General features: G+C 37.0%; 20 protein-coding genes, 3 tRNA genes and 1 riboswitch. Of the genes, 20 read left to right on the top strand and 3 right to left on the bottom strand.

The window, feature by feature from the left end:
* Nucleotides 1-80: 80 nt before the first annotated feature.
* Nucleotides 81-1,535 carry a Gmad2 immunoglobulin-like domain-containing protein gene (locus JJQ93_RS07835; RefSeq protein WP_274893350.1) on the top strand — a complete coding sequence of 485 codons (1,455 nt, stop codon included), beginning with the start codon at nt 81-83 and terminating at the stop codon, nt 1,533-1,535.
* Between the two features lie 6 nt (nt 1,536-1,541).
* On the opposite strand, the gene yyaC is transcribed toward JJQ93_RS07835, so the two are convergent.
* On the bottom strand, nt 1,542-2,087 hold the full coding sequence (yyaC, locus tag JJQ93_RS07830; RefSeq protein ID WP_274893349.1) for a spore protease YyaC: 546 nt from the start codon (nt 2,085-2,087) through the stop codon (nt 1,542-1,544).
* A 76-nt stretch (nt 2,088-2,163) separates the two neighbouring features.
* Here yyaC and JJQ93_RS07825 point away from each other — a divergent pair, with 76 nt between their 5' ends.
* On the top strand, nt 2,164-2,829 hold the full coding sequence (locus JJQ93_RS07825; protein ID WP_274893348.1) for a hypothetical protein: 666 nt from the start codon (nt 2,164-2,166) through the stop codon (nt 2,827-2,829).
* 23 nt (nt 2,830-2,852) lie between these two features.
* Here JJQ93_RS07825 and JJQ93_RS07820 read toward each other — a convergent pair whose 3' ends face one another.
* Nucleotides 2,853-5,222, bottom strand: a complete 2,370-nt coding sequence (locus tag JJQ93_RS07820; RefSeq protein ID WP_274893347.1) for a phosphodiester glycosidase family protein — start codon at nt 5,220-5,222, stop codon at nt 2,853-2,855.
* Nucleotides 5,223-5,543: 321 nt separating this feature from the next.
* Between JJQ93_RS07820 and JJQ93_RS07815 the strand changes: the two genes are divergently transcribed.
* The 6 genes from JJQ93_RS07815 (at nt 5,544) to metK (ending at nt 8,574) form a co-directional block, all read left to right on the top strand.
* Nucleotides 5,544-5,619, top strand: a tRNA-Pro gene (locus JJQ93_RS07815).
* A gap of 5 nt (nt 5,620-5,624) precedes the next feature.
* Nucleotides 5,625-5,700 (top strand) — tRNA-Val (locus JJQ93_RS07810).
* Between the two features lie 44 nt (nt 5,701-5,744).
* A tRNA-Tyr gene (locus tag JJQ93_RS07805) sits at nt 5,745-5,830 on the top strand.
* A 225-nt stretch (nt 5,831-6,055) separates the two neighbouring features.
* Entirely contained in the window at nt 6,056-6,556 is a 501-nt protein-coding gene (locus JJQ93_RS07800; protein ID WP_274893346.1) for a peroxiredoxin, read from the top strand.
* Nucleotides 6,557-6,576: 20 nt separating this feature from the next.
* A complete protein-coding gene (locus JJQ93_RS07795; protein ID WP_274893345.1) occupies nt 6,577-7,080 on the top strand; it encodes a rubrerythrin family protein in 504 nt (167 codons plus the stop codon).
* A 129-nt stretch (nt 7,081-7,209) separates the two neighbouring features.
* Nucleotides 7,210-7,311, top strand: a riboswitch (SAM riboswitch).
* Nucleotides 7,312-7,386: 75 nt separating this feature from the next.
* Nucleotides 7,387-8,574: a methionine adenosyltransferase gene (gene metK / locus JJQ93_RS07790; RefSeq protein WP_274893343.1), complete on the top strand. Its 1,188-nt coding sequence runs from the start codon at nt 7,387-7,389 to the stop codon at nt 8,572-8,574.
* Between the two features lie 109 nt (nt 8,575-8,683).
* Here the strand turns inward: metK and JJQ93_RS07785 are convergent, their stop codons facing one another.
* Nucleotides 8,684-9,286 carry an HD-GYP domain-containing protein gene (locus tag JJQ93_RS07785; protein WP_085111736.1) on the bottom strand — a complete coding sequence of 201 codons (603 nt, stop codon included), beginning with the start codon at nt 9,284-9,286 and terminating at the stop codon, nt 8,684-8,686.
* A 250-nt stretch (nt 9,287-9,536) separates the two neighbouring features.
* Here JJQ93_RS07785 and JJQ93_RS07780 point away from each other — a divergent pair, with 250 nt between their 5' ends.
* From JJQ93_RS07780 to JJQ93_RS07725, 12 genes are all read left to right on the top strand, one after another.
* Nucleotides 9,537-10,109 (top strand): hypothetical protein, encoded by a 573-nt coding sequence (locus tag JJQ93_RS07780; protein ID WP_274893342.1) that lies wholly within the window; start codon nt 9,537-9,539, stop codon nt 10,107-10,109.
* Between the two features lie 68 nt (nt 10,110-10,177).
* Nucleotides 10,178-12,394, top strand: a complete 2,217-nt coding sequence (recD2, locus tag JJQ93_RS07775; protein ID WP_274893341.1) for an SF1B family DNA helicase RecD2 — start codon at nt 10,178-10,180, stop codon at nt 12,392-12,394.
* Between the two features lie 75 nt (nt 12,395-12,469).
* Nucleotides 12,470-13,159 (top strand): ComF family protein, encoded by a 690-nt coding sequence (locus JJQ93_RS07770; protein ID WP_085111733.1) that lies wholly within the window; start codon nt 12,470-12,472, stop codon nt 13,157-13,159.
* A 6-nt stretch (nt 13,160-13,165) separates the two neighbouring features.
* A complete protein-coding gene (locus JJQ93_RS07765; RefSeq protein ID WP_085111732.1) occupies nt 13,166-13,576 on the top strand; it encodes a TIGR03826 family flagellar region protein in 411 nt (136 codons plus the stop codon).
* 46 nt (nt 13,577-13,622) lie between these two features.
* Nucleotides 13,623-13,901 carry a flagellar biosynthesis anti-sigma factor FlgM gene (flgM, locus tag JJQ93_RS07760; protein ID WP_085111731.1) on the top strand — a complete coding sequence of 93 codons (279 nt, stop codon included), beginning with the start codon at nt 13,623-13,625 and terminating at the stop codon, nt 13,899-13,901.
* Nucleotides 13,902-13,914: 13 nt separating this feature from the next.
* Nucleotides 13,915-14,394, top strand: a complete 480-nt coding sequence (locus tag JJQ93_RS07755) for a flagellar protein FlgN (RefSeq protein ID WP_274893340.1) — start codon at nt 13,915-13,917, stop codon at nt 14,392-14,394.
* A 34-nt stretch (nt 14,395-14,428) separates the two neighbouring features.
* Nucleotides 14,429-15,886 (top strand): flagellar hook-associated protein FlgK, encoded by a 1,458-nt coding sequence (gene flgK / locus JJQ93_RS07750; protein ID WP_274893339.1) that lies wholly within the window; start codon nt 14,429-14,431, stop codon nt 15,884-15,886.
* Between the two features lie 16 nt (nt 15,887-15,902).
* Nucleotides 15,903-16,793, top strand: a complete 891-nt coding sequence (gene flgL / locus JJQ93_RS07745; RefSeq protein ID WP_274893338.1) for a flagellar hook-associated protein FlgL — start codon at nt 15,903-15,905, stop codon at nt 16,791-16,793.
* 12 nt (nt 16,794-16,805) lie between these two features.
* Complete coding sequence (locus JJQ93_RS07740) at nt 16,806-17,363, top strand: DUF6470 family protein (RefSeq protein ID WP_274893337.1); 558 nt, start codon at nt 16,806-16,808, stop codon at nt 17,361-17,363.
* Between the two features lie 22 nt (nt 17,364-17,385).
* Nucleotides 17,386-17,835, top strand: coding sequence for a flagellar assembly protein FliW (gene fliW / locus JJQ93_RS07735; RefSeq protein WP_274893336.1), 450 nt, complete (start codon nt 17,386-17,388; stop codon nt 17,833-17,835).
* A complete protein-coding gene (gene csrA, locus JJQ93_RS07730; protein WP_274893335.1) occupies nt 17,816-18,043 on the top strand; it encodes a carbon storage regulator CsrA in 228 nt (75 codons plus the stop codon). Before fliW ends, csrA begins: the two co-directional genes overlap by 20 nt.
* Nucleotides 18,044-18,165: 122 nt before the next feature.
* Nucleotides 18,166-19,002, top strand: coding sequence for a flagellin N-terminal helical domain-containing protein (locus JJQ93_RS07725; RefSeq protein ID WP_274893334.1), 837 nt, complete (start codon nt 18,166-18,168; stop codon nt 19,000-19,002).
* The last annotated feature ends 141 nt before the right edge of the window (nt 19,003-19,143 follow it).

The following is a 19,143-nucleotide window of genomic DNA, read 5'->3' as shown; positions in this document are numbered from 1 at the left end:
TAAAAATTTATTAAATTTTAAGGTTCTGTTAATACAGGTGTAATAAAAATGTTGTATCATATTTTTAGGAGGGGATAACAATGAAGAAGGCGTTTTTAGTCTTGATATTGATCGCTGCAATTTCTTTGTCAGGTTGCTTTACAAACACGAAAACTAAGACGGAAAAAAATGCCCCTATAAGTCCGAAATCTACTGTTCAAGCTGTTAAAGAAGTTTCACTGTATTTTTTAAATAGCAAGATGTCAGGATTGAATATGGAAGTAAGAAGCGTATCCGAAAATGCGGACTTACTGAAACAGGTGATAAATGAGTTGATGAAAGGCCCTAAAGACCAATATTCAAAGCCGATAATTCCTGACAACACAAAGCTTTTATCGGTTCAGTTGAAGGATACTACGGCTTATGTCAATTTTTCTAAAGATTATACATCTTCAACAAGTATCGATGGGACTACGGCAAAGTACATGGTTGCTGCACTTGTAAATACACTTACTGGGCTTCCAAATGTAAACAGTGTCCAGATTTTAGTGGAAGGCAACAAGATAGATTCACTTTATGGTTACAAAATAGGCCTTGACCCATTGAGTAGGATTGTGCTTACAGGAGAAGTGTACATTGATAAGGACAGGGTAAAAAAGCTTCAGGAGAGTACGTCATTTGGAAAGGATTCATGGAGACTTGATCCGATGAAAGTGATACAAGAGGAAGGCGGTGTTGTTGGATTTTCGCCTGATGACGATTTTTCATTGGAATCTAAAAAGGGTGGAATTGCACTCATAAATGCTATCCATGACAATAAGTCTTATCTTGTGACACTTGTCCAACCAGAAGGCGATAAGGAAGGCAATATATGGGTTATAAGTGATGTTAAGCCGAAATTTACGAAGATACCTGAAGCAGACCCTACAAAAGGAGAGACATTCATATATGGCATCGTAAAAGCCATCAATTACGATACGAGAGTCGTTACGATAGAGAGGGAATACCAAGATACAAGTGATATAAACAATGTAGCAGGTCCAGATATTAAGGTATTGCCAAATGCCATAATACACCGCCAGTCAAAGATCGGCTACGACAGTCAAGGTGGTTACCAGTATTCAGAGACAGACATGGATTTTACAGATATAAAAGTAGGTGATGAGCTTGGCATGATTTTGACGAAAAACAAAGAAGCGCGGGCTGTGATTGATTCTGACAAAAACACGATCACATCCTACAGCAGCCAAGAGGCAAACATAATCGTGCTGTCGCCTATGAGAAACAACAGCGTTACAAGCCCTATAAAAGTGGTAGGAAAGGCCAGAGTTTTTGAAGCTGTTGTGAATATAAGACTGTTGGATTCAAATGGCAATATATTGACGCAGACGTCTGTGCAGGCAAGTGCGGGTGCACCATCTTGGGGAGATTTTCAGGCAGACATACAGTACAATCCATTGTCAACACCACAAGATGGCACATTACAGGTATTTTCATTAAGTCCAAAAGATGGCTCTGTTCAAGATCTTGTATCAATACCATTGTACCTAAAGTAAAAAACATTAGCTCTGACTTACGTCAGAGTTATTTTTTATGGCTGCTTTCAAATAAAAAGCTCTATGTACGCTCATGGCGATGACTTCTGCCATCTCAAATACAAATCCAAGCCTTGTATTATGTACAGGTATTATGTCAAAGGCGTCAATCACGCCTATTATAGATATGTCGCCGACAGCAGGCAATACTTTTCCTACTCCTTTACCTGGATATATTGGCGATTTTTTTATGGATATTTTACCTATGTTGTCCTTATCTCCAAGACAAGCATCAACAGCAATGATGTTGCTGTATGGGTGCTTTCTTTTTATGTGTGCGATGTTTTCTTCAAGGTTCATTGCATGTATCGGATTTTTTAATGTTCCATAGACGCTTATGCCGCTGGTCATTTTTGATATCATGTCTCCTACAATAGGGCCTAACGAATCTCCGATGCATTTATCGGTACCTATGCAAAGTATCACAGAATCAAAGTTTATCTGATCTGCTAAATACGCCGACATGAGATTGATGGCGTTTTTGTCGTCATATCTAACCCGCAATTCATCCATAAAATCTTCCTCCAAAATTTGTATTAAATGCAGTTAAGGATGAAATAATAAAAGTATTCGAAGGGAGTGTTTTTTGGTGAAGAAATCAATCTGTAGCATTGGGATCGTCGTCGCTATTACGGCTGCCAGTATTATATTTATGCTTGATGCTTTTATAAAAGAACAGCCACCTCCAAATGAAGTCTTAAAACCGGAGAATGAAAGTACATACTACTCATCTACGGATAAAATTAATCAAAATGAGTTGCAGGTGCCTGTTTTTAACACTACTCAGAATGTGAAAGAAAATGAAGATAAATCGGCAGCAGATAATGAAAAAAGCGATAAGAAAAATTCGGATAAAAAGAACGGTGAGGAAAATGACATAAGAAAATTTGATGAAAAATCGCTGGATAAATTAATCCAAGAGAGGAACAGAAATTTTACAAATATAAACGGCAACAACAATTCAAAAGAAAGCAGTGAAAATTCAAACTTGAATAGAATAGTTGTGACGCCTGAAAAAATATTAAGTGTTCAAAGAGAGATGGATTTTGCAACAAAATCTAAGGCTATAGGCATATTGATGAAATTAGGCCCGTCAGGCATAGGCGAGATCATGAAAATGTCTCAAGATGGTGTGACAGCAGAAGAAAGCTACGAGATGATGGATATACTTAAAAAGCACCTGTCAGAAAATGACATAGATTTTTTAAAGAGTGTGGTGAAAAAGTATTTTGATGATAAAAATACATCAAAGTAAAAGATGCGCTTTTAGCGCATCTTTTACTTTGTAAACAAATTTTTATCTTGATAGTAAATGTCTTTTCCATTTACCATTATTGAAATGTATCTGGCGTCATTGTATATATCCATACTACCACTGCCATTATTTGTTCCATAATTAGATATATACCGTATGTTGTCATTCAATGTCGTATAAAAAGGCGTATCTCCGTTGTATATTATCCATACGTTTTTACCTGTATCTTCTCTGAATTTTTGCAGTGTATCCTCAAACAGTTGAGCTTCTTTTGTATCTTTGAACCCATCGGAGCCCCATACAGGTTTTGGCAAAACTACAAATAGATTATCTCCTTTTACGCTGTTTAATGTGTTTAAAAACCAACTCCACTGTTCCTTATTTGATGATAGCAAACCTCCATTAGTATCATCTAACATGATAAATGTCGAATTTCTAAAGTCATATACTCCATAAGAATTACCTGCTTTTATATAAGGAATCGTAAGTGATTTTAAGACTTTGTCATTTACATCCCCTGTGAAAACTATTAAAGGATAGTCTTTATTGGCTATGCTGGCAGCTTTTAAGGAAATTTGAAGCTTCAAAAGCGTATTGTAATCTGTGTCCCCAAATACCATGAATTTAAACGAATCGTTAGTGTTGCTGACGCTTACTTCCTTATTTTTGCTGTCAACAGATTCAAAGTCCAATGGCTTTGGAAGCTGTGACGCATCAAAATCTGATCCTTGCCCCACTTTTACCATTAAATTTCCTATTTTTCCGTTTATATTTACCGATAAAGCACCAGATAGATCACTATTGGCTGCTTTGAAGACCCCATTTGAAATGGTGCCTACATTGTTGTAGACAGTCCAGCTTATGTCTCTGTCTTCTATAGGTGCTCTATAGCCGTTTATGTCTTTGCCTATCACAGATATTGATGTAGTCCCGCCTTTATCGACATTGACCGAATAAGGCGTAAATCTTATGTCTGCTATAGCATCTAAAGCCTTTATTTTCAATGTACCAGTCACATTGCCTACTCTTGCTATTATTACGCCATCACCCGCACTTTGAGGCATGAATTCATTTCCATCAAATTTTCCTGCTATGCCGCTTATTGAAAATGATACGGAGTTTTGATCGATTTTTACTGGTTGATAATTTGCATCATATCCTTTTACAGTGATTGCTCTGTGGGTGCCTACAAAGACATTTGGGCTATCTGCTTCAACTTTTATGGCGTATAGATTTCCTGTTGGTGCTGTGTTAAATACTCCAACGCCGTTGGCTACATTTCTTTCGAAACCAGGAACTTCATTTTGGAGCTTTGCTTGACTATCTCCTAAAGGTCTTATGGCCATTTGAGTTGAGCCGCCGCCGTCCAAGTTCATAGCATCATAAGCGCCTAAGCTTAACATAAGCTGCGCTAATTCACTTTCTGTCATTCCTCTCGTGTTGGCGTTGTCAACTGTTGCTATTATTACATGCTTCTTATCTTCAGTATAGCCTATAGCTGTCCTTGCGTACATGCCGTCTACATTGTCGGTAAATTGCGACGGTATTGAACCGTTTTGTACCAAAATGGTTCCTCCGCTTACAGCCATCTTAAAGTTGTCAAATGGAGGGTCTGTAGAGATATTTTTGATGACTTTATCTCCTTGCTTTAGATTTAAAAGAATCTTTGCGACATCACCTGTTGCATCTATAGAATAGCCTCCATCGGGAATTGCTACAGGACCTTCACCCTGTCTTACCTCCAAGACGCTGTTGCTTTTGTCAACTAATACTTCAACAAGGTCTTTATAGCTATCGCTTAGACCCGGTGTCTCATCATTCCAGTCTTTTGTAAATATGACGCAAGATGTACCACTGCCTATGGAACCTACGTTGTTTAAAGCACTTACTGGAACTTGACTGCCGTCAGGTAGTGTTATGCTAAGAGAAGTGCTTTTCCAATATCCTATTGATGGAACATTGTTTTTATCTATGGCAAATGTGGCGTAATTCCCTTGATAGTATGGGACAGTTAAAAGATTTCCGTCTTTAACTGATGCTCCTACGATAAACCCTTGCTTCGTGTCAAAAAAATCGCCATTTACTGCGGCTATAGCACCGTTTCCATTTGCCATGTCTTCTACATCCATTCTGTCTTTAAAACCAGATGGATTAAAAATGGTGGATATTGATGTGTTACTGTCGCTTAAGTCCACATCCAAAACATTGATATTGATGAAACCATCTGTCGTAAAATATGTAATGTTTTTTTCTGTAACACCTTTACTTAATATTTGCTGGCTTTCATTTGAAGTTATTACGGTGTAAGCATCTGCAGCAATACCATTCATAAAAACCGATGAAAAAATGATTATTGAAGATATACACATGCTTATAACTTTTCGGTACTTCACGAAAATCCCTCCTATGTATTTAGCAATTGTTCTTTAAAACTTATCTTCGGCAATTTAGCGCGGTTGATAAATTTTCCATACCTATACAACCATATTGTACCTTTTGTATATTACAGTCGTGTTACAATTTCATAAAATAAAAATAAAAACTAATATTATTATTGCCTAAATTGTGTATAATGATTATAAAAGATAAATGGAGCATAAGCGAAAGATATCGAAAAAATGCCAAATTAACTGATGGAAACCGGCTAAAATGAGGAATAATAAATCTTGTGAAATTGATAGATTTCAACTATAATCAAATATGTCGCGAGACGCCGGGGTGTAGCGCAGTTGGTAGCGCACGTGCTTTGGGAGCATGGGGTCGGGGGTTCGAGTCCCTCCACCCCGACCATGATTGGTCGTATAGCTCAGCTGGGAGAGCACCTGCCTTACAAGCAGGGGGTCATAGGTTCGAGCCCTATTGCGACCACCATTTCTATTTGTGAATATTTTTTCTCATTAAAATAAAATAATCATGGAGGGATACCCAAGTGGCTAAAGGGGGCAGACTGTAAATCTGTTGGCTGGTGCCTTCGATGGTTCGAATCCATCTCCCTCCACCATGAATACAAGGCTAAAGGGCCTTTTTTTATTTTGCCTTTCAAGATTTCCTTATCATAATGATTTTTAAAAACATCGATAAAAAATTTTCCAAATCCTATTGACATAAAAAATAATTGATGTATAATAATACTTGTGAAGGGAAAATAGTTATTAATAGAAATAAAATATTAATAGCTTATCCAATGTATGATTGACTAAGAAGAATAGATGAGAGGTGTGTACATATGTCGTTGGTAGGTAAGAAAGCTCCTGAATTTAAGTTAGACAGCACAAAAGGTCAAATATCCTTAAGCGATTATAAAGGTAAATGGGTAGTGCTTTTCTTTTATCCACTTGACTTTTCGTCAGTATGTTCGACAGAAATACCTGAGTTTAACAGGATGAAACCTGAGTTTGACAAGCTCAATACAGAGCTATTAGGTATCAACACAGATAGCGTTTATTCACACAAGGCATGGATAGATAGCCTCGGTGGTGTTGATTTTCCGCTTTTGTCTGATTACAACAAGGATGTCACAAGGCAGTATGGAATACTTATTGAAGATGCTGGAATTGCTTTAAGAGCTGCTTTTATCATTAATCCAGATGGAATTATTGATTATGAAGTTGTACATGAGCCAGTAATCGGCAGAAATGTCGATGAAATACTAAGAGTGCTTAATGCACTTCAAACAGGTCATGCTTGTCCTGTAGGTTGGAAACCAGGGGACAAAGTATTAGATTAAAAAAAGGAGGAGATTTTGAAATGAGAGAAATGACGACAAAAAATCTAAGCGATGCATACGCAGGTGAAAGCCAGGCCCACATGAGGTACCAAATTTTTGCTGATGTGGCTGAAAAGGAGGGTAAGCCAAACATAGCAAAGCTTTTTAGAGCTATCTCATATGCAGAGCTAGTCCATGCTAGAAATCACTACAATACATTAGGAGAAGTGAAAGACACAGTAGCAAATCTTGACAAAGCAATAGCAGGTGAAACGTTTGAAGAAGAAGAAATGTATCCTGCATATAAGGCAGTTGCTGATCTGCAAGAAGAGAAAGCTGCAGATAGAAGTTTTAATTATGCGTTAGAAGCAGAAAAAATACATGCTAAGATGTACACAGATGCAAAAGCTGCAGCATTGAAAAATGAAGACATAAAGATTTCTAAAGTATATATTTGTCCAGTATGTGGCTATACTGTAATTGATACAGCACCAGAAAAATGTCCTGTATGCGGAGCTCCAAGGGATAAGTTTGTTGTATTCTAAAAGGCAAAAGAACCCCTTCATTATCATATATTAACTTTAAAGTGCTTGACAGTCGTCAAGCACTTTTTCACTTTCTAATTGACTTATTAGTTGTACTGTGATATTATATTTTAAGTTAAATAAGTGAAACTCTTATCAAGAGAGGTGGAGGGAAGAGCCCTGTGAAGCCCGGCAACCTGTCTTACGACAAGGTGCTAATTCTCGCAGAAGTTTACTTCTGAAAGATGAGGGTGGATGTGCCTCTTCTTTTGGAGAGGTTTTATTTTGTTTTAGGTCTTTTATGTGATTTAAAAAAGGAGGATACAGATGAAAAAGTATTTTACTTCAGAATCAGTTACTGAAGGACATCCAGATAAAATTTGCGATCAGATATCTGATGCTATTGTAGATGAGATCTTAAAAAATGATCCATATGCGAGGATAGCCTGCGAGACTGCTGTTACAACAGGTATGGTATTGGTGATGGGAGAAATATCCACAAAGTGTTACGTTGACATACCTAAAATCGCAAGAAAAGTCATAGAGGAAATAGGATACACTCGTGCAAAATACGGCTTTGATGCAGATACATGCTCTGTGCTTACATCAATAGATGAACAGTCTCCAGATATAGCATTGGGAGTTGATAAGGCTCTAGAAGTTAAAAAAGGCATCTCCCACGATGAGCTGGAAGAACAAGGCGCTGGAGACCAAGGCATGATGTTTGGATACGCATGTACAGAGACGCCTGAGCTTATGCCTCTTCCAATATCATTAGCACATAGGCTTGCTCGCAGATTAGCAGAGGTAAGGAAAAATGGCACTTTAGATTACCTAAGACCTGATGGCAAGACACAGGTGACGATTGAGTACGTTGATGACGTGCCAAAGAGAGTTGATTCAATCGTCGTATCTACACAGCATTCACCAGATGTGGATCATGATAAGATTGAAAATGATGTAAAAGAGTATGTGATAAAACCTATCGTTCCACCAGAGCTTATTGATGATGATACGAAGATATATGTAAATCCGACAGGGCGATTTGTAGTCGGCGGACCACAAGGAGACAGTGGTCTTACAGGAAGGAAGATAATAGTCGACACTTATGGTGGATATGCAAGACATGGCGGCGGTGCTTTTTCTGGCAAAGATCCATCGAAAGTAGACAGATCTGCTGCGTACGCTGCAAGGTATGTAGCGAAAAACATCGTAGCTGCTGGGCTTGCTGAAAGGTGTGAAGTTCAATTGGCGTACGCTATAGGCGTAGCTACACCATTAGAAGTCAATGTAGATACTTTTGGCACTGGGAAAATATCTGATGAAGAGATATCAGAAATAGTTAAAAAAGTATTTGATTTGAGACCTGCTGCTATTATAAGAGATCTTGATTTAAGAAGGCCTATTTATAGACAAGTTGCAGCATATGGACATTTTGGACGCACAGATCTTGACCTTACATGGGAGAGAACTGACAGAGTTGAGATACTGAAAAAACTTGCTTTCAATAAATAATAATTTTAAAGCCCGGAGTTTCCTCCGGGCTTTGCGGCTTGTATATTTATATTTATAGCCGCGATTTTTATAAAAATTGTACGCTCCGCTACTTTTATTATAGCATAAATTAGATGGCGATTCCATTGCTTTCTCTATTTTCTTTTTCGAGAATTTGTGTCTTTGTTTTAACCAAATTTTCTAATGCTGAAACAAGCATTTGGTTGTACTTTGCATCGCACTCTTTCAAATCTTGTATTGCTTCAATAGCATTTTTAGCTTTTCTATACTGTCTATCGTTTGTCATTGCGTCGAAAGAATCACACACTGCTACAATCTGTGCGCCAAACGGAATGATTTTTAAACCATAAGGATAACCTGTCCCATCTAGCCTTTCGTGATGATATAGCACAGTAGATGTCAAATATGCAAGTGGTGTTAAGGCTTCCAGTATATCGGCGCCGTATTTGGGATGCAATTTCATGACGTCGTATTCCAATTCTGTAAGTTTATCTGGTTTTGCAAGAATACTAATCGGAATCATCACTTTGCCTATATCGTGCAGCAATGCACCCTTGTATATCGTTATTTTTTCCTTTATATTAAGCCGCATCATGTTTGCTACATTGTATGATAACTTTGCGACTCTTATGCTGTGCTTGTACGTCTCGTAATGGTAGTTTTTTAGTGACATCAAAAGATGCGACATCAGTTTTTCTTCATCATAATTCATCTCATTTTTCCCCTTTTTTCGACAATTAATATTATATTATAATTTTTTGTACCAGTCAATAATTTCATGCATTGTAATAAAATTCAAAAAAAAAAAAAAAAAAAAAAAAAAAAAAAAAAAAAAAAAAAAAAAAAAAAAAAAAAAAAAAAAAAAAATTCGGAAAATTTTTAAACGCATATCCATATATTGACTTTGAAGTTGTTATTTTATATAATAAGTACAAACATTAGTTCGTAAAGGAGTAATGGAGATGAAGGATTTTGATATACCTGATGTCTACATTGCCATATTGCCTTGTTATCTTGATGATTACGGAGATGGGACGGAATTAATAGACTTAAATGGCAATGTATTGCATATAAAATCCAGTGTCAAAAGTTGTCTAAAGAGGACTTTGAAAAAGTATGCTGTAGATTTAAGTGCCATAAAAGAAAAGTACGCCAAAAGCCTTGGCATTAAAAATACTTTTCCAATTCCTATAGCTTCTAACTTTACGCTTGTGCAATTAAAAGTTAGAATTCCAAAGGTGGCAAAGGATGTATCTTACGGATATGTGTGCTATGAGAAGATAAAAGAGATAGAGGAGCATTCTACGTATTGCATTGTAAATCTTGGTGACGCTAAGATAAAAGTATATCAAAAGAAGATTACGATCGAGAAGCACTTGAGAGATGCTGCCATGATAAAGACTTTTTTTGCTAATTTAAGTCCATTAAACTTTGAAAGTAACAGATCTATGTATAACCTACCAGCAACGAAAGCAGACATAGCTCTTTTGTATGAAGAAATCGTGAAGATAAAGTACAAAATTGAAAAAATATGATGCGCGCTTCAAATATCTATGAAAATAATATACAATTGTAGATAGAAAATAAAAAAGTAGGGATAGCTATGGTTGAAATAATAGGTACTGTTGAGGAAATAATTTTTAAAAACGAACAAAATGGGTACGCTGTGTTAGAACTTAATTCGAAAAGGGATACTATTACAGTAGTAGGATATATGCCTTTTGTTGGGATAGGTGAGACGCTTAAAGTTGAAGGCGAGTGGATGGTACATCCTGACTATGGGGAACAGGTGAAGGTCTCAAAGTACGAGACGATAGCGCCGTCGACATTGTATGGGATGGAGAGATTCTTGTCATCTGGACTCATAAGAGGTATAGGTCCTGTCATGGCGAAAAAAATCGTCTCAAAATTCGGCGTCGATTCTCTAAACATCATAGAATCTCATCCGGAAAAGTTGTTGGATATACCTGGAATAGGCGAAGAAAGAGTAAAGATGATATCAGAATCTTATGAGCAGCAGAAGACATTGAGGGACGTGATGGTTTTTTTACAAGGTTATGGCATCTCCACTACGAATGCAATTAAGATATACAGGCAATACGGCGATGATTCTATAGAACTCATAAAGCAAAATCCATACAGATTATCGGATGAAATTTTTGGGATTGGCTTTAGGACGGCTGATAAGATAGCTCGAGCAATGGGCGTTGACTTGCATTCCAGCTATAGGATTTCATCTGGCACAAAGTATGTTTTGATACAATATGCATCAAATGGTCATACGTATGTGCCACTTGAACTTTTGCTTAAAGAAACAGCAAGGCTTCTTGAAGTATCAGAAGAAGAAGTTTACGATTCATTGGTTCTTTTGGCACAAAGCGAAAAAGTGAAGTTTGAGACATTTGAAGATGGTTCTCACGGTGTATATTATATACCGTATTTTGTAGCTGAAAACAACACTGCAGATAAGATTTTAAACATGACGCTGACAGATGTAAAGCCTGAGGATATTGATATTGAAAATGAAATATGGAAGATAGAATCAGATATGGGGATTCACCTTGCAGACAATCAGCGGATTGCAGTTTTAGAATCTGTCAAGAACTCAATTCTTGTCATAACAGGTGGACCTGGAACGGGAAAGACTACAATAATAAATTTCATAATAAAGCTTTTTAAAAAATTTAAAAAATCGGTAGCGTTAGCTGCGCCTACAGGGAGAGCTGCAAAGAGGATGACCGAAGCTACAGGGTTTGAAGCGAAGACGATACATCGCCTATTGGAATACTCATACACAGAAGAAGAAGGACGAGGCTTTGGCAAAGAGGACAAGAATCCATTGACAGAAGATGTCATAATAGTGGACGAGGCTTCGATGATAGACATATTGCTTATGAATGCTCTACTTAAAGCTATTCCGTTAAGCTCAAGGCTTATACTTGTAGGTGATGTCGATCAGCTTCCATCTGTTGGAGCTGGTAATGTGCTTAGAGATATCATAGATAGCGGCTTGGTAAAAGTGATAAGGCTTAATAAGATATACAGGCAAGGGAAGGAAAGTTTGATAGTAGTAAATGCCCACAAGATAAACAATGGCGAGTATCCTGTGCTAAACGATAAAGAAAATGACTTTTTCTTTATAAATGCTTCATCGCAAGACGAAATTTTAAATACTATATTGGATTTATGTAAAAGGCGGTTGCCTGAAGCGTATGGATTCAACCCATTTACGGATATTCAAGTTTTAAGCCCTATGAGAAAAGGCTTGATAGGCGTTATAAACATGAACAATGAACTGCAAAGGTGCTTAAATCCTTCAAAAAAAGGACTGGATGAAAGGCAGATGAAAGATTTTACTTTCAGAGTGGGAGACAAGGTGATGCAAATAAAAAATAACTACAAGATGAAGTGGACAAAAGGTGATGAAAAAGGCGAAGGTGTCTTTAATGGCGATATGGGTATCATAGAGTCTATCGATAATGATTCGCAGGAGCTTACTGTCTTATTTGATGATGATAAAAGAGTTGTTTACGATTTTGCAGATATAGATGAACTAAGCCTTTCTTACTGTGTGACTGTCCACAAAAGCCAAGGAAGTGAATTTCCGGCTGTCATCATGCCTATGAGCTTTGGACCGCCTATGCTTCTCACCAGAAACCTTCTTTACACTGCTGTAACGAGGGCTAAAAAGCTCGTGGTAATAGTTGGACAGGAAAAATATTTAAAAAGCATGATCGACAACAATCTCATATCAAAGAGGTATTCAGGGCTTTTGCCTAAACTTAGGAAAGTCCTTAAATTCATGGTGGAAGAAAGTTGATTAATTTCACGAATGTTAAATAAATTTTAAGATATGCCGATATAAAGATTAAATAGATGGACGGAAGGATGTACTATGATATTTCTCGATTTGCTATTTCCACCAAAGACAAATTGCATACTGTGCGGAAAGGTGATAAGAGAAGGAAAGATATGCCTTGACTGTGAAAGCAATTTACCGTTTATTGTTGGTAATAGGTGCGTTGTTTGTGGAAAGCCTATCATAGATGGCGACAAATGCCCCGACTGCATGGAGACAAACCATGTTTTTACTCGCAGCATAAGTCCTTTTGAGTATGACGATACGATAAAATCGCTGATTGCCAGATTCAAATACTACAAAGAGAGAAGTTTATCTGAATTTTTTGCAGAATACATGTATAAGTATATTAAAGAAGATGGTGTGGAATTTGATACGATAGTGCCTGTTCCGCTTCACAGGACAAAGCTGGATGAACGTGGATACAACCAATCAGAGCTTTTGGCGAGAGAGCTTTCTTATAGATTCGATGTAATCATGTCAAAGCCTTTGAGACGTATAAAAAACACTAAATCTCAAACTGAACTTAAAAGAGAAGAGCGGATGAAAAACTTAAAAGGTGCTTTTAAAGTGGTTTACGCTGATCTTGTCAAAGACAAGACCGTACTTTTAGTGGATGATGTTTTGACAACAGGTTCTACCCTTGATGAATGCGCAAAAGTTTTAAGAGAGAGCGGTGCAAAAGATGTTTTTGCAGCTACAATAGCAACAGGAAGGAATGTGTGAGGTTCTATGAATATAAGGAATTGTAAAAGGTGTGGAAAACTTTATAACTATACTGGGTTCGATTTATGCCCAGAATGTTTCAACAAAGATGAAGAGGATTTTATGAAAATCAGAGATTACATTGATAGAAATCCGCAGGCGACGGTTTTAGAGGTGTCCAAAGCTACAGATGTTGAGGTGAAAAGAATATTAGACTTTTTAAAAGAAGGCAGACTCATATTGGGCTCTAAAAACACCAATATTTCATTGACTTGTGAAAGGTGCGGTAAAAAGATATTGTCAGGCAGATACTGTGAATCATGTTCAAGAGAACTTGAGAAATCTTTAAAAAGCGCATTAGATGTTGATAAAAGAGACGAAAGTTTTGAAAAACTTTATTTGAGAGACGATAAAAAAGACATTAAAAGAAAATATTAAGTGAAATTGAATTTAACCGATATAATATTGGGAAGGTGGGAATGGAATGAAAATATACAATAATATCAATGTTAACAATATTTACGACATGTATAAGTCTGCAAATGCCAATGCTTTAAATAAAAGTAAGGCAAACAAAGTTGACAAAGTGGAAATATCAGATAATGCTTCTAAGATCAACAAAAGTTTTGCAGAATATGACAAATTGAGAGAAGAAAAGGTGCAGGATATAAAGGCTAAGGTTGATAGTGGCAATTACAACATAAAATCTGATGATATCGCTGAGTCCATAATTAAAGGGGCTATTTTCGATAAAAAAGTTTAAAGGTGGTATAATTATGCCAAATCCGAATATAGATGAGCTTATTTCTATATTGAATGGGGAAATGCTTTTGTACAAAGATTTATACGACATAGCTAATAAAAAGACCGATGTGATAGTGAGGGGAGAAATACATGAACTGGACAACATGACAAAAGTAGAGGGTAGTATAATAGGTAAGCTTATGGACTTGGAAGATGAAAGAGAAAAATTTTTAAACGACAATTTCGATAGTCAAATGACAATAAGTCAGCTTTGCGGTATACTGCCTGAAGATGACGCCGAAAAATTAAAAACAGTTCAAGAGGAATTTAATGATCTTTTAAGAGCGCTTAGCAATAGAAATGAGTTGAATAAATCACTTCTCAAACAATCAATCGAATTCGTAAACTATTCAATTGGTGTCATATCAAATAATTTGTTAGAGGACAATGGTATATACGGCGAAGGCGGAGTATCAAAAAAGATAAATAGAATCATCGATAAAAAAGCGTAAGAAATAATTATAGCTATGAAAGGAATGAAAGGCAGTGTCTACTTTTCAAGGATTGGAGATAGCAAAAACAGGTCTCTTTGCAAGCCAACAGGCGCTTAACTTGACGGGACACAACATCTCAAATGCAAACACGCCTGGGTATACGAGACAAGTCATAGATCTGTCTGCGATAGCACCTCCTACAACTTACGGTATGGCTGACCAATGGGGCAAAGCCATAGGAGGTGGCGTCAATGTTGATGGTTATCGACAGATAAGAGACCAATTTTTAGATCAGCAGTACAGGAGAGAAAATACTACACTTGGTGAATGGGAGACGAAATCAGATACATTGTCTGCTATAGAAGGCATCTTAAACGAGCCATCTGATACGGGAATCACAACCGTATTAGACAATTTTTTTAATTCACTTCAAGATTTGTCAAAAAACCCGGAAAGCCTTGAAGTAAGAGCTGAAGTTAGAGAAAATGGCATATCACTTACAGATACCATTAATACTATTTATCAGCATCTTGATGACCAAGAAAACCAAATAAATAGCACCATTCAAAGTCGAGTGCAGGAAATCAATTCATATGCAGAACAAATATCGAAACTGAACAATGAGATCTACAGATTTGAGCTTACAGGCCAGACTGCCAATGACTTGAGAGATCAGAGAAATTTACTTGTAGATAAGCTTTCTGAGATAGTCAACATAAATACTTATGAAGATTCAAATAAAAATTTCAGAGTAGATATAAGCGGACAAGCTCTTGTAGATGGGAACAATGCTTACACAATGAGCATAGACAATACAGGGACAATAAAGTGGGATCTTGCGGGAACACCTGTGAATCCGACAGGTGGCATATTAAAAGGACTTCTGGATATGAGAGATGGCGATGGTACAAATGGTGTTAAAGGGATACCTTACTATAAACAGCAATTGAATCAGTTTGCGTACAACCTTGCTACGGTTTTTAATGCACAGCATTCTAAAGGGTATGGGCTTGAGATTGATAGTAGCACGGGCACATATATTACAAATGTCAACTTCTTTAATATAACAGATTCTACGTATGATCCGACTGTTGAATATGCTAAAAATATACAAGTTTCATCAGACATACTTGCGGATGATGGGCTTCAAAAGATCGCCGCAGCATCTGATCCTAATTCATTGCCTGGAGATAATACAAATGTATTGAATCTCATAGCGCTTAGAGATACGAAGATCAGCGGGTTGAACAATGGAACATTGGATGATTTTATAAGCTCTTTGATTTCCAATCTTGGTGTTGATGCACAGCAGGCAAATCAGATGCAAACAAATCAAAGCACAATGGTGAAACAGGTTGATTACAACAGACAATCTGTGTCTGGTGTTTCTCTGGATGAAGAGATGACGAATATGCTTAAATATCAAAAGTCTTATGAAGCATCAGCAAGGATGATAACCGTCATGGATGAGCTTTTAGATACGCTTATAAATAAGATGGGAGTAACGTAAAAGGTAGGTGTAGACAATGCGAGTAACCAATAACATGCTTGTTATGGATTTTATGAATGATTACAACAAAAATCTTGAAAGGCTTCAGAAAGATCAAAATATGCTGTCAACTGGTGAAAAAGTAAGCAAGCCATCAGACGATCCTGTTGCAGTGGCCAGTATTTTAAGGATAAAGACAGAAATTGCGAGAAATAACGCATATACGAAGAATACAGACGATGCAAAGTCGTGGCTTAGCCTTACTGATACGGCATTAGGGCAAATAGGAGATATGCTGCAGAATGCCAGAGAGTTAGCAGTGCAGGGTTCCAATGGTACTCTAACTCAAAGTGACATGCAAAACTTGGCAGCACAGGTAGATCAGTTAAAACAGCAAATTATACAAGTAGGCAATACACAGTACAATGGAAGATACATATTCGCCGGATACAAGACTGATACAAAGCCCTTTAGCGACACAGACAATAGCTACGCTGGTGATGACGGTGCCATAAAGTTTGAGGTAGGCGCAGGTGGCAATACCATACAAGTGAATGTGACAGGCGATAAGGTGTTTGACGTATCTTCTGGCACTTCGCAGCTTCTTTCTGTGATGGACAACCTATCAGATAAATTAAAATCGGGAGATAACCAAGCTGTCAGCAACATAATAGGAGATATAGACAATCAAATCCAAAATATACTATCAATCAGGGCTGATGCAGGGGCAAAAGCGAATAGGGTAGATCTTACCGCAAATAGATTAAGTGATGATAACTATAACTTTACGGCGCTACTCTCCAAAAATCAAGATGCAGACATAGCACAGGTCATCACTAATTTAAAGATGGATGATAATGTGTACAGAGCATCATTAGCTGCAGGTGCCATGATCATCCAGCCATCATTAGTAGATTTCTTGAGGTAAAGGAACGGTACTATGGATATAGCAATACATCAAACGTTCGGCAGGATAGGCATTGACACTACTCCTGCCGCAATTAATATACACAATCAAAATGCAGATCTCAATATACATCAGGAGATGCCAAAGGTAGAGATTGATCAGAAATTGCCACAGGTTCATATAGATCAGTATCAGTGCTTTTACGAGTCTGGACTAAAAAACGTATTTGACCTGATACACGACGAGGCAGAAAGAAGCTACCAGATAGGTCTTGAAGCTATAGGGAAAATTGCTGAAGATGGTGATGCTTTGGCATCAATAGAGAACCATCAGAATGTCATACCAGAGTTAGCGTCTCAGGCAGGTGTTGAAAACATAGATTTTAACGTAGACCTTATGCCTAAGTCAAGGCCTAAGATATGGTTTGAAGGTTATCTCAATATAGATTGGCAGGAGGGTAAGGCGTATATAGATGTCACACCTAAAAAACCTGAGATAGATGCAACAAGGGCAAATGTAAATATATATATGCTTCAGTATCCTTCTATAAAAATCGACTACATAGGTCAGAATGTAGACGCAATAGTTTGAATTTGAAAGAGAGGCATGAGCGATGGATATAGAGACAAGAAATTTCGGCGTTGTCAGCTATAACGAAGAAGATGTACTACACTTTGAGGAAGGTATACCAGGCTTCGAGGGACTTAAAAGCTTCGTTCTTCTAAGCAGCGAGGAATTTACCCCCTTTAAGTGGCTTCAGTCCCTCGATGATACGGATATAGCGTTTGTGATAGTCGATCCGAAAGCTATAATAAAAGACTATAAAATCGAATTAGATGTGGAGACGGTAAAAGCGTTGGACATAAAAGACTTAAACCACATTCTCGTTTTTGCCATCGTTGTAATACCAAAAGAAATTGAAAAGATGACTGCCAACCTAAAAGCCCCTATAATCATAAATGCAGAAAACAACAGAGGGATGCAGATACTTCTCGACAATGATGAGTACATGATAAAGCATCCTATACTTAAGGAGCTAAAAAATGCTGATACTAACTCGTAAAATAGGGCAGTCTTTGATTATAGGGGATGATGTAGAGATAAAAGTTGTAGGCATCGATGGCGACAATATAAAGATAGGCATATCCGCTCCAAAGAATGTAACTGTCGTAAGAAAAGAGCTTTTAGAAGTAAAAGACGAAAATAAAAAGGCGATTAATATAGACAAATCATCGCTTGAGAAATTAGAAAAAATTATAAAAAAAGGCTAAACTAAAAAAAAATAAAATCGATATATATAGTGTGAAACAAATGATAAGCAGTTGGCCAACTGTGAAAGATCTATGGTCAATATGGCATGGATGCCAAATAAAAATTCAAGGAGGAAGAAAATATGGTAATCAACACAAACATAAGTGCTATAAACGCATGGAGAGCACTTGAGACAAACAACACAAACACACAAAAAGCATTGCAAAAATTATCATCAGGCTACAGGATCAATAGTGCAGCAGATGATGCAGCAGGTCTTGCAATATCTGAAAAGATGAAGGCACAGATAGCTGGATTGGATCAAGCTCAAAGAAATGCTCAAGATGGCATTTCACTTTTGCAGACAGCAGAAGGCGCATTAAATGAAACGACTTCAATTCTCCAGAGAATGAGAGAATTAGCGGTACAAGCATCAAATGATACAAATACCAATACAGACAAAGCTAATATTCAAAAGGAAATTGATCAGCTTAAAAATGAAATCAATAGAATAGCATCAACTACACAATTTAATACAAAAAATCTTTTAAATGGTTCATTAAAAACAGCTACACTTACATTCCAAATTGGCGCAAATAGCAAGCAAGTGTTGAAACTCAATATAGCCACAATGAATGCATCAGCTTTGGGTGTTAATGGTATATTTGTTGGTTCAGCAGGTGCTAGTGTTACAGCAGCAAGTATTACAAACCAAATTGCAACGATAGATACTGCTATTGACAAAGTTTCAGGTCAAAGAGCTTATTTAGGCGCATACCAGAACAGACTTGAGCACACAATAAACAACCTTGGTACAGCATCGGAAAACCTGACGGCTGCAAATTCTCGTATAAGAGATGTAGATATGGCTCAAGAAATGATGGAATTCACAAAGGACAACATACTAAACCAAGCAGCCACAGCAATGCTTGCTCAGGCAAATCAACAACCGCAAACAGTATTGCAACTTTTAAGATAACAAGAGGGAGGCAAAGTAAGCCTCCTTTTTTTAATTTTTTAATCGCAAGTTTTATTTGATGTTAAACTTTTAGAAATATCAAATTTATTTTTTAAAGTTCTAAAAATATATTTTTAAATGCCGATAAATCTTTTAGGATGA

It is taken from the genome of Thermoanaerobacterium sp. R66 (assembly GCF_028895185.1).
GTDB lineage: Bacteria > Bacillota > Thermoanaerobacteria > Thermoanaerobacterales > Thermoanaerobacteraceae > Thermoanaerobacterium.
Note: the sequence above shows the minus strand (reverse complement) of the source record. Positions and strands in the feature narration are given on the sequence as shown.

Excerpts from the sequence above, each read along its gene's own strand:
- JJQ93_RS07780 (WP_274893342.1), top strand. The coding sequence starts at position 9,537 with ATGAAGGATTTTGATATACCTGATGTCTACATTGCCATATTGCCTTGT.
- JJQ93_RS07740 (WP_274893337.1), top strand. The coding sequence starts at position 16,806 with ATGGATATAGCAATACATCAAACGTTCGGCAGGATAGGCATTGACACT.
- JJQ93_RS07770 (WP_085111733.1), top strand. The coding sequence starts at position 12,470 with ATGATATTTCTCGATTTGCTATTTCCACCAAAGACAAATTGCATACTG.
- JJQ93_RS07725 (WP_274893334.1), top strand. The coding sequence starts at position 18,166 with ATGGTAATCAACACAAACATAAGTGCTATAAACGCATGGAGAGCACTT.
- csrA (WP_274893335.1), top strand. The coding sequence starts at position 17,816 with ATGCTGATACTAACTCGTAAAATAGGGCAGTCTTTGATTATAGGGGAT.
- JJQ93_RS07835 (WP_274893350.1), top strand. The coding sequence starts at position 81 with ATGAAGAAGGCGTTTTTAGTCTTGATATTGATCGCTGCAATTTCTTTG.
- JJQ93_RS07765 (WP_085111732.1), top strand. The coding sequence starts at position 13,166 with ATGAATATAAGGAATTGTAAAAGGTGTGGAAAACTTTATAACTATACT.
- flgL (WP_274893338.1), top strand. The coding sequence starts at position 15,903 with ATGCGAGTAACCAATAACATGCTTGTTATGGATTTTATGAATGATTAC.
- JJQ93_RS07795 (WP_274893345.1), top strand. The coding sequence starts at position 6,577 with ATGAGAGAAATGACGACAAAAAATCTAAGCGATGCATACGCAGGTGAA.
- recD2 (WP_274893341.1), top strand. The coding sequence starts at position 10,178 with ATGGTTGAAATAATAGGTACTGTTGAGGAAATAATTTTTAAAAACGAA.
- yyaC (WP_274893349.1), bottom strand. The coding sequence starts at position 2,087 with ATGGATGAATTGCGGGTTAGATATGACGACAAAAACGCCATCAATCTC.
- JJQ93_RS07800 (WP_274893346.1), top strand. The coding sequence starts at position 6,056 with ATGTCGTTGGTAGGTAAGAAAGCTCCTGAATTTAAGTTAGACAGCACA.
- JJQ93_RS07785 (WP_085111736.1), bottom strand. The coding sequence starts at position 9,286 with ATGAATTATGATGAAGAAAAACTGATGTCGCATCTTTTGATGTCACTA.
- fliW (WP_274893336.1), top strand. The coding sequence starts at position 17,386 with ATGGATATAGAGACAAGAAATTTCGGCGTTGTCAGCTATAACGAAGAA.
- JJQ93_RS07755 (WP_274893340.1), top strand. The coding sequence starts at position 13,915 with ATGCCAAATCCGAATATAGATGAGCTTATTTCTATATTGAATGGGGAA.
- metK (WP_274893343.1), top strand. The coding sequence starts at position 7,387 with ATGAAAAAGTATTTTACTTCAGAATCAGTTACTGAAGGACATCCAGAT.
- flgM (WP_085111731.1), top strand. The coding sequence starts at position 13,623 with ATGAAAATATACAATAATATCAATGTTAACAATATTTACGACATGTAT.